Origin of the sequence: Thermochromatium tepidum ATCC 43061, from assembly GCF_009664085.1 — a bacterium.
GTDB lineage: Bacteria > Pseudomonadota > Gammaproteobacteria > Chromatiales > Chromatiaceae > Thermochromatium > Thermochromatium tepidum.
In genome coordinates, this window is the sequence record NZ_CP039268.1 from 2,371,020 (window position 1) to 2,384,809 (window position 13,790).

Genomic DNA, 13,790 nt, shown 5'->3' on the forward strand with positions numbered 1-13,790 from the left:
CCGCAGCGTCGTAGTAACCCTCGGTTGCCGGTCGATCCGCGCGGACTGGCGCTACCCAGAAATACACGCTCCGCGTAAATGAATGCACGCGCGTTAACCGGATAACCGCGCGCGGTTATTTATGCGCGGCGCTCATACCAAGCCCCTTTCTTACTCCCGTGGCGCACGATCCGCCCATCCTCCACCAACCGAGTCAGCAGGCGGTAGGCCTGATCGGGGGAAAGTCGACAAAGCTCCGCCGCATCCTTGCGCGTGATGCGCCCGTGCTTTTCCACGTATTGCAGCACCATCTGTTCCTGTTGCAGCGGCTCGAATCCGCGCTGGCGGACGTAGGCGGCCTTGTCTCCCAGCGCCCGGTAGGTGGCGGCCGAGAGATGCCAGGTGCGCCCCTTTTTGTGGCCCCGCTCTTCGATGAGTCCTGCCTCCACCAGCCGGTGCAGCGTGGCGCGGGTCTCAGCCTCGGGATTCTGGGTGAGGTGCGCCGCCCCCTCCGTCGTCAGGCTGCGCTCCTGCCAGAGGGCGTTGAGAATGAGCAGTTCGTCGAGCCCAAGGGTGCGCCCCCCTTGTGCTTCGGTAACCAAGAGGCGCACGAAGTCAAGGTTGGCTTCGCCGCCGGGGATGATCACGACCACGCCGGCGCTGTCGCTACGCGCGTAGGACGGTGCAGGGCGGCCGTTACGCAATTGTTCGTAGAAGATCGTGTCGATGCCGCGCGCGGTGCGTTCGACGATGCCGGCGCGCTTGAAGGCATCGGCCAGCAAGGGATTGCGCGGGCGCGGGGCGGTGACGAGCAGGTTGTCGAGTCGCACGCCGTCAGGAAATCCGCCCGGGCTGCTGATCTCGATATGGTCGGAATACCATTGAAAATGTACGGCACCCAGACGCTGGTAGTCACGGTGGATGAGGGCGTTGGCCACCGCTTCGCGCAGCGCGCGCTCGGGGTAGTCCGGGACGCCCACGCGCAGCAGCCCGACCATCAGCTCCTGCTCGCGGTTGCGCACACGGATGCGCGCCTCGATCTCCTCCATCAGCCGCAACAGCGGCCAGCGGAAGAAATCGTTGACCTCGACGTCAAGACCGCGCAGCGCCTGGAACGCCACCTCATGGGTAGGAACGAAGCGCCGCAGCGCCTCTTCTTTCCCAAACAGCAGCAGGGCGGCCAGGCGCACCCCACGGACGCTGCCATTGGTCTCGACCACACCCAGCGCCTTGGCCAGCTCCAAGTCCGAGAGTTCGAGCAGGGTTTCATCGCTGCGGCCGCGCCGCTCGCGGATGCTGCGGCGGAAACGTTCGAACTCCAGCGGGTCGAGGTCCTGCCAGACGGCGCCGGGGACGATCTGCGCCGAAGGATCAAGCTGTCCCCGACCCGATTGCAGGGATTGCACGGCATAGGCATCCATCGGCACGCAGGCGGGTTTGCCGTCACCACCGATCGCACGACGCAGAAACTGACCGTCGGCGGAGGCGACCGGGTGCTGCTGCGGGGGAATTTCGATCACGATGATCGAGTGGCCATCGAGCTCGACCCGCTCGACCCGCACGGCCACGGAAGGCCGGGTCTGGTTGGCGATCAGGGCGGCCAGCTTGTCGGGATCGGTCGCATCGCCATGTCGCGGCCGCGCGCCGGTGATGCGGCCATCGTCTTCGACGCCGACCAGGAGATAGGCCGGTTCATTTCCGCTGCGATTGGCCAGGCACACAACGGTTTTCACCAGATCGCGGTCGTTGAGCGCAGCTCGCGCCTCGCCCTTGAACTCGACGGCGAGCGTCTCGCCTGCCGCGATCAGGCGCCGTAGTTTATCGGGACTCATTGCTCGTTCCATGGACCGCCACGGTCAAAACCCCAACGCCCGCAAATTCGCCTCAATCGCCGCATCGAGCTTCGCCGCCTCGTCCCGCTGCGCGCGCCATTGGGCCGAAAGCCGCGCCATCTTCTCGGCGAAGGGCTCGCCGTCGTCGTCTTGTTCCGCTGCGCCGACGTAGCGCCCCGGCGTCAGCACGTGGCCGTGCTTGCGGATGTCCTCCAGCGTGGCGGATTTGCAGAAGCCCGTCACGTCGGCGTACTCGCCCGCGCCGGGTTCGCCGCGCCAGGCGTGGTAGGTGTCGGCGATGCGTTTGATCTCGTCATCGGTGAGTTCGCGCCGGGTGCGGTCCACCAGCACGCCCATCTTGCGGGCGTCGATGAACAGCACCTGCCCGCGCCGGTCGCGCCAGCCTTTGCCCGGGTTTTTGTTGCGGGCCAGAAACCAGAGGCAGGCGGGGATTTGGGTGGAGTAGAACAGCTTGTCGGGCAGCGCCACCATGCAGTCCACGGCGTCGGCCTCGATCATCGCGCGGCGGATGTCGCCCTCGCCTGACTGGTTGGAGCTCATCGAGCCATTGGCCAGCACCACGCCCGCCGTGCCGTTGGGCGCGAGGTGGTGCCAGATGTGCTGCAGCCAGGCGTAGTTGGCGTTGCCCACGGGCGGAACGCCAAACTTCCAGCGCACGTCTTCGCGCAGGCGCTCGCCGCCCCAGTCGGAGATGTTGAAGGGCGGGTTGGCGAGGATGTAGTCGGCCTTGAGGTCAGGGAGTTCGTCCTTGTGGAAGCTGCCCTCGTTGTTCCAGCGGATGTCGGCATCGATCCCGCGCACCGCCAGGTTCATCTTGGCCAGCCGCCAGGTGGTGTAGTTGCTCTCCTGCCCGTAGATGGCGATGTCGCCGATGCGGCCGCCGTGCTCCTGCACGAACTTTTCACTCTGCACGAACATCCCGCCCGAGCCGCAACAGGGGTCGTACACGCGGCCTTGAAACGGTTCCAGCATTTCGACCAGCACGCGCACGACCGAGCGGGGCGTGTAGAACTCACCGCCGCGCTTGCCTTCGGCACCGGCAAACTGGCCAAGGAAGTATTCGTACACGCGCCCGAGGATGTCTTTGGAACGGCTGCCTTCCTCACCCAGCGCGATGCCGGACATGAGGTCGATGAGCTCACCGAGCATCACCTTGTTGAGCGCGGGGCGGGCGTAATCCTTGGGCAGCACGCCCTTCAAGGACTCGTTGTCCTTCTCGATGGCGCGCATCGCCTCGTCGATGAACACGCCGATGGCGGGATGTTTGGCGTTGGCGCGCAGGTGCGACCAGCGCGCCTCCTTGGGCACCCAGAACACGTTGTCGGCGGTGTACTCGTCTTTGTCCTCCGCGGCCAGCGGGTCCTCGCCCATCAGGGCGGCATGCTTGGCCTCGAAGGCATCCGAGATGTATTTCAAAAAAATCAGGCCCAGCACGACGTGTTTGTAGTCGCTGGGCTCCATGTTGCCGCGCAGTTTGTCGGCGGCTTTGAAGAGTTCGGCCTCGAAGCCGATGGTGCCTCCGTTGGCGTTCTTGCTGGTGTCGTTCTGTGCCATCGTGTTCTTATCCTTTGCGTGATGTCTTGGCTCCAAGGCTTGATACCTGTTTTATTTAGCCCCGGCGCAGGCTTGGCGTTGTCCGACCGTTCGTTGGTCTACGGCGCAAGACGCTTCCAGGGGAGGTTGGTTTCGATACGCAACGCCACGGATGGCGATCTCTTCATCGCTTGTTGACGACCTGCGTGCGTCTGTGTCCTGCGATTGATCCTGCTCGACCAAGCCGGATCCGACAGCGATCCAGGGGGCGATCTGGTAGCATTACTGATCCCCGATCACCCTCAATCGCGAAAATCTGCCTTATGTTCGGTTTTGGAAAGAAAAACCAGACCACCGCCCCTTCCGAACCTCGTTCGCTCGACAATCGCGAACCATCGATGCCGGCAACTGCCTCGAGCGAAAGCCCGGCACAACCGCAGGCTCCCAGTCATGCCGAAGCACCCAAGAGGCCCTGGTTCGGCAAGCTCTTCCGCTCAAACAAACCAGCGACCACCGAGCTGGAGTCGGTCCCTGCCGCCGCTGAACCCGCACGCGAACCGTCGCCGCCGAAGGCTCGACCTCTATTGACCAAGCCCCTGGAGGCCAGGGCCCCCGTCAAGGCTCCTGAACCCGTCGGGTCCTCGTCCCTCGTCAGCCCCCTGCCCCAGCTCGAACCCAGGTCCGAGACGGAGCCTCCCCCAAAACGCAGCGCACTCGCACGTCTGCGCGAACGTCTCTCCAAGTCGCGCGCCCAACTTGGCGGCGGACTCGGTAACCTGCGGCGCGGACGCCAGAAGATCGACGACGAGCTGCTCGAAGAGCTCGAAACCCTGCTCATTACTGCCGACGTCGGCATCGAGACCAGCACCCGCCTCATCGCCGATCTCAGCGCGCGGGTGAAGCGCAAAAAGATCACCGACCCCGAGACCCTGTTTGCGGCACTCAAGGAGGATCTGCGCGAGATCCTGCGGGCCGCCGATGGCCCGGTCAAGCAACCCGCCCCCGGGAGACCACAGGTTGTACTCATGGTCGGCGTCAATGGTGCTGGCAAGACCACGACCATCGGCAAACTTGCCAAGCGACTCCAGGAAGAAGGCAACAGCGTCATGCTCGCCGCTGGTGACACCTTCCGCGCCGCCGCCATCGAGCAGCTCGCGACCTGGGGTGAGCGCAACGGCGTACCGGTCGTCGCCCAGCATACCGGGGCCGACTCGGCCTCGGTGATCTTCGATGCCCTCCAGGCTGCCACAGCGCGCGGGATCGACGTGTTGATCGCCGACACCGCCGGACGCCTGCACACCAAAACCAATCTGATGGACGAGCTGTCCAAGGTCGCGCGCGTGCTCAAGAAGCTCGACCCGGAGGCCCCGCACGAGGTGATGCTGGTGGTCGATGCCACCACGGGCCAAAATGCCCTCACCCAGGCCGAGCACTTCCATCGCGCCCTGGGCCTGACCGGCATCACGCTCACCAAGCTCGACGGCACGGCCAAGGGCGGCATCCTGTTTGCCATCGCCGAACGGCTGCGGGTCCCGATCCGCTTCATCGGCGTGGGCGAGTCGATCGAGGATCTACGCCCCTTCGACCCCGACGAATTCGTCGAGGCCCTATTCGGCTGACGCACAGACACGGGCGACGGTCAGCCTCAGGCCGAGAGCGTCTGGAAACCATTCGATGAGGTGCGAGCGACCATGATCCGCTTCCAGAACGTCTTCAAGCGTTATCCCGAGCGCGGCGAGGCCCTGTCCGCGATCAACTTCGAGATCCAGACCGGCGAGATGGTCTTCCTGACCGGGCACTCGGGCGCCGGCAAGAGTACCCTGCTGCGTCTGATCGGCCTGCTCGAACGACCATCGCGTGGACAGGTCTTGGTCAACGGACGCAATCTCAGCACCCTGCCGCGCCGCGAGATCCCCTACCATCGCCGCCAGGTCGGAATGATCTTTCAGGATCATCGGCTCTTGCCCGATCGCACCGTCTTCGACAACGTGGCCCTGCCGCTGGTGGTCATGGGCGTGCATCCGCGCGAGATCGGGCGACGGGTGCGCGCCGCGCTCGATCAGGTGGGACTCCTCAAGCGCGAACAGGCCACACCCATGGCGCTCTCGAGTGGTGAGCAGCAGCGTGTCGGCATCGCCCGGGCCCTGGTCGGGCGCCCGCCGGTGCTTTTGGCCGACGAGCCGACTGGCAACCTCGACCCCAACCTCTCGCGCGAGATCTTCGAGCTTTTCGAGCGCTTCAAATACGTCGGCATGACCCTACTGATCGCGACCCATGATTTCGGCCTGGTGAATGATCTGCGCCACCGCACCCTGACCCTGGACGAGGGTCGACTCGTCGGCGACACGGGAATCTGGTGAGCCATGGGCAGAGGACGTCTCTTTTCGCGCCCTCCCCGTACGCCACCCAGGTCCCGCGCCCGTAGCTCCAGGTTCCTAGAACGTCCCGGGATCTGGTTCAACCTGCATCTGCGGACCCTCGTCGAGACCCTGGGCCGGCTGCGCGCCAACCCACTGGCCTCGACCATGACCGTGGCCGTCATCGGCATCTCGCTCACCCTGCCCTCAGCGCTCTATGTGTTGAGTGAGAATCTGCGCGCCATGGCGGGCAGCTGGGACCAGACTGCGGCCATCTCGATCTTTCTCCATCTCGACGTCGACGACCAGAAGGCGGCCGCCCTGGCCGATCAACTCAGAAACTGGGAGGAGATCGCGCGTATCCAGCTCATCACACGCGATCAGGCCCTGGCCGAGTTCCGCGACCTCGGCGGCTTCGAGGACGCACTCGACAAGATCACCAAGAACCCCTTGCCGAACGTGCTGGCCGTCTATCCAGAACACGAGCAGGCCAGCCCAGAGCGGCTGGAGATCCTGCAAGAACGCCTGCTCAACCTGCCAGAGGTGGATTTCGCACGCATGGATACGCTATGGCTGCAACGGTTGCAGGCGATTCTGGACCTGATCGAGGTCGTTGCACTCTTGCTCGGCGGACTGCTCGGCATCGGTGTACTGCTGATCGTGGGCAACACCATCCGGCTAGAGATCCTCAACAGGCACGTCGAGATCGAGATCATGGAGCTGGTCGGCGCCACGGCGGCCTTCATCCGCCGCCCCTTCCTCTATACCGGTCTCTGGTATGGGCTGTTGGGCGGGGTGACGGCCTGGTTGCTGGTGACCGCGGCGATCCTGATCTTGCAAGGCTCGGTGTCGCGCCTGGCCTCGCTCTACCACAGCGAATTCAGGCTCGTTGGCCTGGGGTTCGGCGATACCCTCAAACTGTTCGGCATCAGCATCCTACTAAGCCTCACTGGCAGCTGGCTGGCGGTCAATCATCATTTGCATGAAACCGAGGCGCACTGAGTCGCTTCCTTAGAGAGCAGGCTCACACGGGAATTCGAGCAGTCGCACCCCGACCGGCAACTCGATCCGCATACTGATGGGCAGATGGTCCGAGAGTGCATAATCGACCACGCGCGCCGAGACGACCTCAATCGGGCGTGACACCAGGATATGATCGAGATTGTGACGCGGGCGCCAGCTCGGGAAGGTCTTGAGCTCGCAATCCAGTCCTCGCATCCCGGAGCGACTCACCATGTCGCGCAGTCCCCGGGAGCCGCAGCCGCAGTTGAAGTCCCCCATCAGAACCAGATAGGGATAGGCACGGGTGAGACGGCTCAGGTAGTCTAGCTGGAGCCGGCGCGCGTTCCAGCCGAGCGCTAGATGCACGATGCCGATGGCCAGAACCTCGCCGTCGTCGAGCGCGAACTCGGCCAACACCATGCCCCGCCCGGGCAGACCGGGCAACCGATGCTCGATAATACGCGCCGGACGCGGACGAGCCAGCAGGCCATTGCTATGCTGGGCGAAGGGGGCCAGATTGCGGTTGACTTGACGATACCAGTGCGGAAAGTCGCCCTGGACAGCCAGATACCGGGTCTGATCGATATTGGAACTGCGCAGACTGCCGGCGTCGACCTCTTGCAGTCCAACCACGTCGAACTGACGCAGCAGCTGGGCGATACGCCCCAGATTGACCACGCGCTCGGGATGGGGAAGCAGATGCTTCCAGCTCTGGAACAGATAATCACTGTACTGACGCGACGCGATCCCGACCTGGACGTTGTAGCTCAGGAGGCTTAATTGTTGTCGCATGTCGGGGTTCCAACCGGCAGCGGTAGGGCGCGTGGATGCCGGATGCGCAGACGTTTGTAGCGTGCCTGCTCGCCGCCGAGGAGTTCGACCTGGGACAAGGGTACATCGAAGGCAGCGGCGATGAAGCGTCGCAGCGCCTGATTGGCCTTGCCCTCGACCGGCGGCGCCTTGAGCCTGAGTCGGTAGTAGTCGCCGCTGGGATCTGGCGCCACGAAGGCATCCCTGGGCGCGCGCGGCTGGACCCGCACCCTTAGTTCCAGATCCTCACCGTCCCAGCGATACCAGTTCAAGCCGGCAGGCCCATCAGAAAGGGCTGGCGACCAGCCATTTGAGTGGCGGGATCAGCAGCATATTGAGCAGCACCAGAGCGATCATCACCAGCATTGGCGCAAGATCGATGCCGCTGATCGGTCGAATCAGTCGCTGGGCCGGACGCATCACGGGCGCGGTCAGCCGGTCGAGCAAGGCAGTGGCCGGATTATAGGGGTCGGGATTGACCCAGCTTAGGATGACCTGGATCAGGACTGCGAACAGAAAGATATTGATGAAGAGCTCGACCATGCTCGGGATCGCCCAGCCGAAGGCCATGAACAACGAGCGGTCCAACCCGACGACCAGCGCGATCAGCCCTAGCTCGACTGTCGTCAGCAGCCAGATCAACACGAGCGCGGCCAGGTCCAATCCGCCATAGCCGGGGATGATGCGACGCAGCGGACGCAAGATTGGCGAAGTCAGGCGCACCACAAACTGCGAGATGGGGTTATAGAAATCGGCCCGCACCCATTGCAGCAGAAAACGCAGCGCAACCACAACCACATAGAGCCCGAACAGGGTCTGGATCAAGAACACCAGCGGATCGAGCAGATAGGAACCCGTCATGGCGCCTCCGAGAGCGTTTGTGACAGCTCGACGGCGCGATCGTGCGCGGCACGGGCGGCGCGTTCGACCAGGGCACGCAGGTCGGCCGCGTCGAAGACCTTGAGCGCGCACTCGGTGGTCCCGCCGGGCGAGGTCACCTGTTCGCGCAGACGCGCTGGCGGGGCGTCGCTCTCCATCGCCATCTTGGCCGCACCGAGTGCAGTCTGGATGGTCAGCAGGCGTGCCGTCTCGGTGTCTAGGCCGAGTTCGATCGCGGCCTGTTCCAGCGCCTCCATAAGCAGGAAGAAATAGGCCGGTCCACTGCCCGAGATGGCCGTGACGGCGTCGATGCGCGATTCGCTCTCGACCCAGCGCACCAGCCCGACGGCACGCAGGATGGTCTCGGCCCGGTTGCGGCCCTCGGCGTCGACCTCGGGGCTGGCGTGCAGTCCGATGGCGCCGGTCTGGACCATGGCTGGGGTATTGGGCATGGCGCGCACGATTGGCAGGGATGCGCCGAGCCAACGCTGGATGGACTGTTCGAGTACGCCGGCCATTACCGAGACGATCAGCGGGCGCCGCTCGGCCAGAAAGGGCGCGAGTTCGGCACAGACCGAGGCGGCCATCTGTGGCTTGACACAGAGCACCAGGGTCTCGGCCTCGTCGAGCGCCTCGACATTGCTGGCGAGCGCACGCACACCCAGGCGGGCCTGCAACGCATGGCGCCGTTCGGGATTGGGGTCCGAGACTTGGATGCTGTGCGGTTCATAGCCATCGGCGATCAGACCGGCAATCAGACTGGTGGCCATGTTGCCGCCACCGATGAAGCGAATGTTGGCTGTACTCATGGCAATCGCGACAGGTTCAGTGTGAAGAACGACGCAGATTGTACGGCAACTTACAATCCGTCATCAGCCAGCAAGACGCAGGTCGATCCCCGCGTACGCGGGGCAGACTGGGTGTGTGTATGTTTTGAGACTTGAATAACAGGTCGATCCCCGCGTACGCGGGGCAGACCCTATTCGTCATCCTTTCCTAGTGCCATCTCAAGGTCGATCCCCGCGTACGCGGGGCAGACACTAGGTACGCGAACAATACTCCCCCAACATGGGGTCGATCCCCGCGTACGCGGGGCAGACGCGTCGGGGTCGGCGTCGACGTCGGGGTCGGGGGGTCGATCCCCGCGTACGCGGGGCAGACGGCTTTGTCATGATAAGCCTGATGCTTATAGAAGGTCGATCCCCGCGTACGCGGGGCAGACCTCCATAGGAGAAAAAAATGGACTCCCTTCGTGGGTCGATCCCCGCGTACGCGGGGCAGACGTTGTATCCCGGACTGCACCATCCGGGATACGAGGTCGATCCCCGCGTACGCGGGGCAGACGAAATGATCTCGACCTTATCGGCCGCCAACAAAGGTCGATCCCCGCGTACGCGGGGCAGACGCGCCGAATGTACGATGTATCTAACAGCGTACAGGTCGATCCCCGCGTACGCGGGGCAGACGGCAACATACACCAAGGTCCGACCGCGTATTAGGGTCGATCCCCGCGTACGCGGGGCAGACACGCGCTTGCGGAACATTTGGATGCCGATGCTGGGTCGATCCCCGCGTACGCGGGGCAGACTCTTCATTGTAACCCTTTGAACGAGCTTAAAAACCGGTTTTTAAAGATCATTCGTTACCAGGAGACGCAGGTCGGCGGGCGAGAATCAGCCCATCGACTTCGGCAAACGCGATGGGCGGCGTGCCCAGCGTACGCACAGCTTGACCTCCCGGCATTTCCCGCTCCTGCCAGATCATGACGATGCTGGCCCCTTCTTCGTTGGGAAACCAGTCGGCCAGCACGCTCCAAATGCGCTCGCGCACCGCCGGCGAAATGCGCGGGGCGCTATAGACCCCGGGCGCCAGCTCCAGCATCGCGGAAGCCAGAAATCCGCGCACACGCGCCGAAACGTTACGCGTCACCACCACGGTCATCGACATCGAACAGCGCCTTAATCCGGTCGATCATTTTGGGAATGAGCTTTTCCTGCCGAAACAGCCGGGCCGCGCGCTTGCGCACTTCGCGTTCAATCGATGCGTCGCCTTTTCCACTCTTGACGGCCTGCACGCTGGCAAAGGCCAATGGTAGCGTCACCTCCACACGCCACAAATCGGCGATGTCAAGGGTGAAGGCGTTGCTGGAGCCCTCATGGATGAAGCCCAGCGGCGGCAGCGCACCGACTGCGGCCACGGCGATGTCGGCAGCGGCCTCGACGAAGGTCGCAGCATGGTTGACGGCCTGGTTGGGCAGGTCGGCGGCCTCTGGATTGTCGCGGTCGTAGCGTCTTCCATGCCACTCGATGCCGAAGCGTTGCGCGACGAGTCTGTAACTTTCCTTCATACGCGCGCCTTCAATGCCGCGCAAGGTTTCGATGTCCCGATGCGGCAAGACACGGCCGAAGCGCCAGGCATAAAGCCGGCGCGCGGTGTCGAGCCGCAGACCAGGGTCGGCCCAGCGTTCGGCATGAAGGCGCGCAACATCCGACCGACCCTGCCCCATCGGCGGGGCGGTGTAGCTTTTTACACCCCCCTCGCCTACCGCGGCGATCAAAACGCCGTGACGGGCGCACAGGCGCAGCACATCCTGCGTGAGACTCGTCCCCGGCCCCAGCAGGATCATCGACACCACCTGGTACGGTATGGCGTAGTCGCCAGCATCCAGGGTTTCACTTTGTGCAGCGACGAAGCGCAGCGTGCCGTCCTCGACCGACAGTCGCCCATACTCCAGATACAGCAGGCCATGCCGGTCGGCATACGGAATGCGCGCGGCGGCCAGTCCAAGACGACCGGGCAGCAGACCGGGAGCGGGATTCATCGCGGCGGGCCGAGCAAGATCATGCCAAAGCCAAAAGCCCGGTGGCGGCCAATGCCGCGGGTGAGCAGCGCAGCGAACCCTCCAGGGTCACGAATCATTCCCTCGCCGGCAAAGAGCGCCAGGGGCCGCTCGATACGCTTCAATCGGTTCGCGCCATTGCGATCCCGGCGAAGCAGCGGCACGCAGGCGCGCATGCCCAGTAGTTCGAGATGTTCAAACTCCACGGTTCCTTGCCACTGCCGCAGAAACCACCGCCGATAGACTTCGCCGCGAGGTGGGACGGCATCGCCTTGCCGATCGAGCGCGCGCAGAAAGACATCTTTTTCCTCGTCATCCCTGCGGGAAACGGGGCAGGCGAGCACTTCGAGATGCAAGCGCTGGCCGAGGCGCCAGTCTTCAGGCATCGGTTTGCTCGCCACGTTTGCTCTATCCAGCGCCGCCAAGGCAGCGAGCGAGCCGCAGCGTTCCGCCCGATCCAAGAGTGTTGGCGCATCGTGCGGCGCATAGGCAAGCACTTCGCGGCGGGATTCGAAGTAACGGAAGGGTTTGGGAGCCGCCTCGCCAAAGAGCGCAGCCAACCAGGCATGCAGCGTGTAGCCGAGCGTCTCGTCCTCCTCACGGATGCCATGCTCGAAGGCAAAGCGTAGCAGCCGAGGTGGATCGATGGGCAACCGAAGCAGGTGCAGCGCGCTCATGCGGTGATCTCCATGAGTCCCACTGCATAGCGCCGGCTGCCGCGGTGGATGTTGTTGCGCCAGTCGCGTAGGTCATAGCGCTCTTCCGTTCCCTGCCCCGCCTCCTCATCCAGCGGCCAGAGGGCTTCGATCATGCGGGGATGCCGGCGAGGGCCGATGTTGGCAGGGGGCTCGGCGGCAAGCGCTGCCTTGACACCCGGAGCCTCGCGCCGGCCAATCAGGAGCGGGCCTGCCGGCAGACAGGGTTTGCGGCCGATGAAAAGGGGCCGCGCCGGCGCGCGCAGGGCGGCTTCCAGCTCATCGAGGGCGGGAGCGCCTTCACCGTCGAGCGCGATGGCGACGGTGGCCACACCGTTGGCCCAGTAGTCGCGCAGCCGAATGTGGGTGCCGGTGGCGGCCGGTCCGCCCTTGCGGTCCTCCCGCCTGCCGCGGGTGGTCCAGCCGGTGTCGACGAGAAAATCCTGTCTGAGATCGACGGTCTGGTAGTCGGTGACGGGTTGCGGTTCGGCATCCCAGCGCGCGGCAAAGCGCAGCCGATCCTGCAAGGCCTGAAGTTTGTCTGTATCGCGGTGATCCCAGCCGAGTGCGTTGCCCAGCAACCCGGTGAGCATCGCAGCGCCCGGAAAGCGCCAGGTGGGGTTGTTCTGGTCGACCACCACCGCCCCGAAACTCATCAATGGCGCGTCGAAGCGTAAGATGAGGCAGTCCATGATCAGCTCCAGAGCGCATCGAGGGCTGCCTTCACGTTATCCGTCACCGACTGTCTAGACGGGAGAGCGTCGGGAAGGGAATCGAGCGATGCAGAAAGCCCGCGGTAGCCGTCAGGTTTTCCATACATCGCATCAAGCTCAGTCAGGTATTTCGCGAGCTTTTCCGCGGCGATGACGCGCAGATCGCGGTTTGCGCCCTTGTACGGGATGGCCTCCAGAAAAGCGTTGGCGAGCGTGCGGGGTTGAGCGCGTCCTGTCTCAAGCAGCAAGAGGTCAGACCAAGCGTAAGGCGCGGTGCTGCCCTTCTTGGCGCCAGGGCTTTGCTGCAGGATGCTGGAAATGAGCGCCGCCAGCACCCGGCGTAGCAGGTCTTGCTCTTGGTTGCGCCAGTCTTTGGCTTCACAGCCGGTGAGGTTGGAAACGAGAAGGGGGATATCGATGGCCACGTAGCCATAGTAGAGGCCGGCGCCGAGTTCGGTCTGGTTGGTGTGCGCCGCCCCCGTTTCATCGTCGCGGTTGAGATCATCGACAACCGTGAAGTAGTCCATCTCGGTGTTGGCGGCATGCACCGTAAAGGCATGGGCCACATGCACGGGGGCATTGACGCGGGAGAGGAGATCAGAAGTGACCATGCGGCCGAACAGCGCCGCCGTGAGTCCCGCAGCAGCTTTGCCCATTGCTTCGAGGTTCTTTTTTTCTTCTTTGGACTTGAATCGCTCGGTGAATGCTTTGACGGGGTCGGGTTGTTTTGCCGCTTCCGCGAGCAATTGGGCGAAATAGTCGGCCTCGCGCAAGCCGAACAACACAGGCTGGCTCAAGTCTCCACCTTCCTTGACGCCGCCATCGATCACCGCCTTGGCCAGCGGCTCGATCAGCGATTGGGCCAATGCAGCATCGACTCCAGCTCTGATCGCTTTGGGTAACACCGTCCGGGTGAAAAACGAGCGCGTGCGCTGGGCATCGGGAATATCCGGCAGCTGCGCGGTCATATCTTCGCGCCAGTGGCGTTTGAGGCATTGGCTGGAGATGCGTAGCCGTACGGCGTTGCCAAAGGGGATGCGTTTGGCGAGCTCCGCATCGTCGCGGTTCAAGAGGCTGGCCGGGTAGCTGGTGAGGGTATGGATTTGCAGGAACATAACATCTCTCCTCGT

The 13,790-nt window shown here is 63.9% G+C and carries 14 protein-coding genes and 1 CRISPR repeat array; of the genes, 3 read left to right on the plus strand and 11 right to left on the minus strand.

The window, feature by feature from the left end:
• Window positions 1–119 precede the first annotated feature (119 nt).
• Both E6P07_RS10915 and E6P07_RS10920 read right to left on the minus strand, forming a co-directional pair.
• Complete coding sequence (locus E6P07_RS10915) at window positions 120–1,811, minus strand: RNA-binding domain-containing protein (RefSeq protein ID WP_153975632.1); 1,692 nt, start codon at window positions 1,809–1,811, stop codon at window positions 120–122.
• Window positions 1,812–1,835: 24 nt separating this feature from the next.
• Complete coding sequence (locus E6P07_RS10920) at window positions 1,836–3,386, minus strand: class I SAM-dependent DNA methyltransferase (RefSeq protein ID WP_153975633.1); 1,551 nt, start codon at window positions 3,384–3,386, stop codon at window positions 1,836–1,838.
• A gap of 302 nt (window positions 3,387–3,688) precedes the next feature.
• Here E6P07_RS10920 and ftsY point away from each other — a divergent pair, with 302 nt between their 5' ends.
• From ftsY to ftsX, 3 genes are all read left to right on the plus strand, one after another.
• Window positions 3,689–4,984 (plus strand): signal recognition particle-docking protein FtsY, encoded by a 1,296-nt coding sequence (gene ftsY / locus E6P07_RS10925; RefSeq protein WP_153975634.1) that lies wholly within the window; start codon window positions 3,689–3,691, stop codon window positions 4,982–4,984.
• A 72-nt stretch (window positions 4,985–5,056) separates the two neighbouring features.
• Window positions 5,057–5,725, plus strand: a complete 669-nt coding sequence (gene ftsE / locus E6P07_RS10930) for a cell division ATP-binding protein FtsE (protein WP_153975635.1) — start codon at window positions 5,057–5,059, stop codon at window positions 5,723–5,725.
• A 3-nt stretch (window positions 5,726–5,728) separates the two neighbouring features.
• Complete coding sequence (ftsX, locus tag E6P07_RS10935) at window positions 5,729–6,724, plus strand: permease-like cell division protein FtsX (protein WP_153975636.1); 996 nt, start codon at window positions 5,729–5,731, stop codon at window positions 6,722–6,724.
• 9 nt (window positions 6,725–6,733) lie between these two features.
• Here ftsX and E6P07_RS10940 read toward each other — a convergent pair whose 3' ends face one another.
• From E6P07_RS10940 to cas7e, 9 genes are all read right to left on the minus strand, one after another.
• Window positions 6,734–7,516 (minus strand): endonuclease/exonuclease/phosphatase family protein, encoded by a 783-nt coding sequence (locus E6P07_RS10940; RefSeq protein WP_153975637.1) that lies wholly within the window; start codon window positions 7,514–7,516, stop codon window positions 6,734–6,736.
• Entirely contained in the window at window positions 7,501–7,806 is a 306-nt protein-coding gene (locus E6P07_RS10945; protein WP_153975638.1) for a DUF167 domain-containing protein, read from the minus strand. Before E6P07_RS10945 ends, E6P07_RS10940 begins: the two co-directional genes overlap by 16 nt.
• Window positions 7,807–7,819: 13 nt before the next feature.
• Complete coding sequence (locus tag E6P07_RS10950) at window positions 7,820–8,395, minus strand: YggT family protein (protein ID WP_153975639.1); 576 nt, start codon at window positions 8,393–8,395, stop codon at window positions 7,820–7,822.
• The gene (proC, locus tag E6P07_RS10955) at window positions 8,392–9,222 is read right to left on the minus strand and encodes a pyrroline-5-carboxylate reductase (protein WP_153975640.1); all 831 of its coding nucleotides are present in this window, start codon (window positions 9,220–9,222) and stop codon (window positions 8,392–8,394) included. The genes E6P07_RS10950 and proC overlap by 4 nt, the downstream gene beginning before the upstream one ends.
• A gap of 80 nt (window positions 9,223–9,302) precedes the next feature.
• Window positions 9,303–10,001: direct repeats of the CRISPR family, unit length 28 nt; unit sequence GGTCGATCCCCGCGTACGCGGGGCAGAC.
• A gap of 47 nt (window positions 10,002–10,048) precedes the next feature.
• Complete coding sequence (gene cas2e / locus E6P07_RS10960) at window positions 10,049–10,360, minus strand: type I-E CRISPR-associated endoribonuclease Cas2e (RefSeq protein WP_153975641.1); 312 nt, start codon at window positions 10,358–10,360, stop codon at window positions 10,049–10,051.
• Window positions 10,332–11,234, minus strand: coding sequence for a type I-E CRISPR-associated endonuclease Cas1e (gene cas1e / locus E6P07_RS10965; RefSeq protein WP_153975642.1), 903 nt, complete (start codon window positions 11,232–11,234; stop codon window positions 10,332–10,334). Before cas1e ends, cas2e begins: the two co-directional genes overlap by 29 nt.
• Window positions 11,231–11,929, minus strand: coding sequence for a type I-E CRISPR-associated protein Cas6/Cse3/CasE (locus E6P07_RS10970; RefSeq protein WP_153975643.1), 699 nt, complete (start codon window positions 11,927–11,929; stop codon window positions 11,231–11,233). The genes cas1e and E6P07_RS10970 overlap by 4 nt, the downstream gene beginning before the upstream one ends.
• Window positions 11,926–12,639 (minus strand): type I-E CRISPR-associated protein Cas5/CasD, encoded by a 714-nt coding sequence (cas5e, locus tag E6P07_RS10975; RefSeq protein WP_153975644.1) that lies wholly within the window; start codon window positions 12,637–12,639, stop codon window positions 11,926–11,928. The genes E6P07_RS10970 and cas5e overlap by 4 nt, the downstream gene beginning before the upstream one ends.
• Before the next feature lie 2 nt (window positions 12,640–12,641).
• Window positions 12,642–13,775, minus strand: a complete 1,134-nt coding sequence (gene cas7e, locus E6P07_RS10980; RefSeq protein ID WP_153975645.1) for a type I-E CRISPR-associated protein Cas7/Cse4/CasC — start codon at window positions 13,773–13,775, stop codon at window positions 12,642–12,644.
• Between the last annotated feature and the right edge of the window lie 15 nt (window positions 13,776–13,790).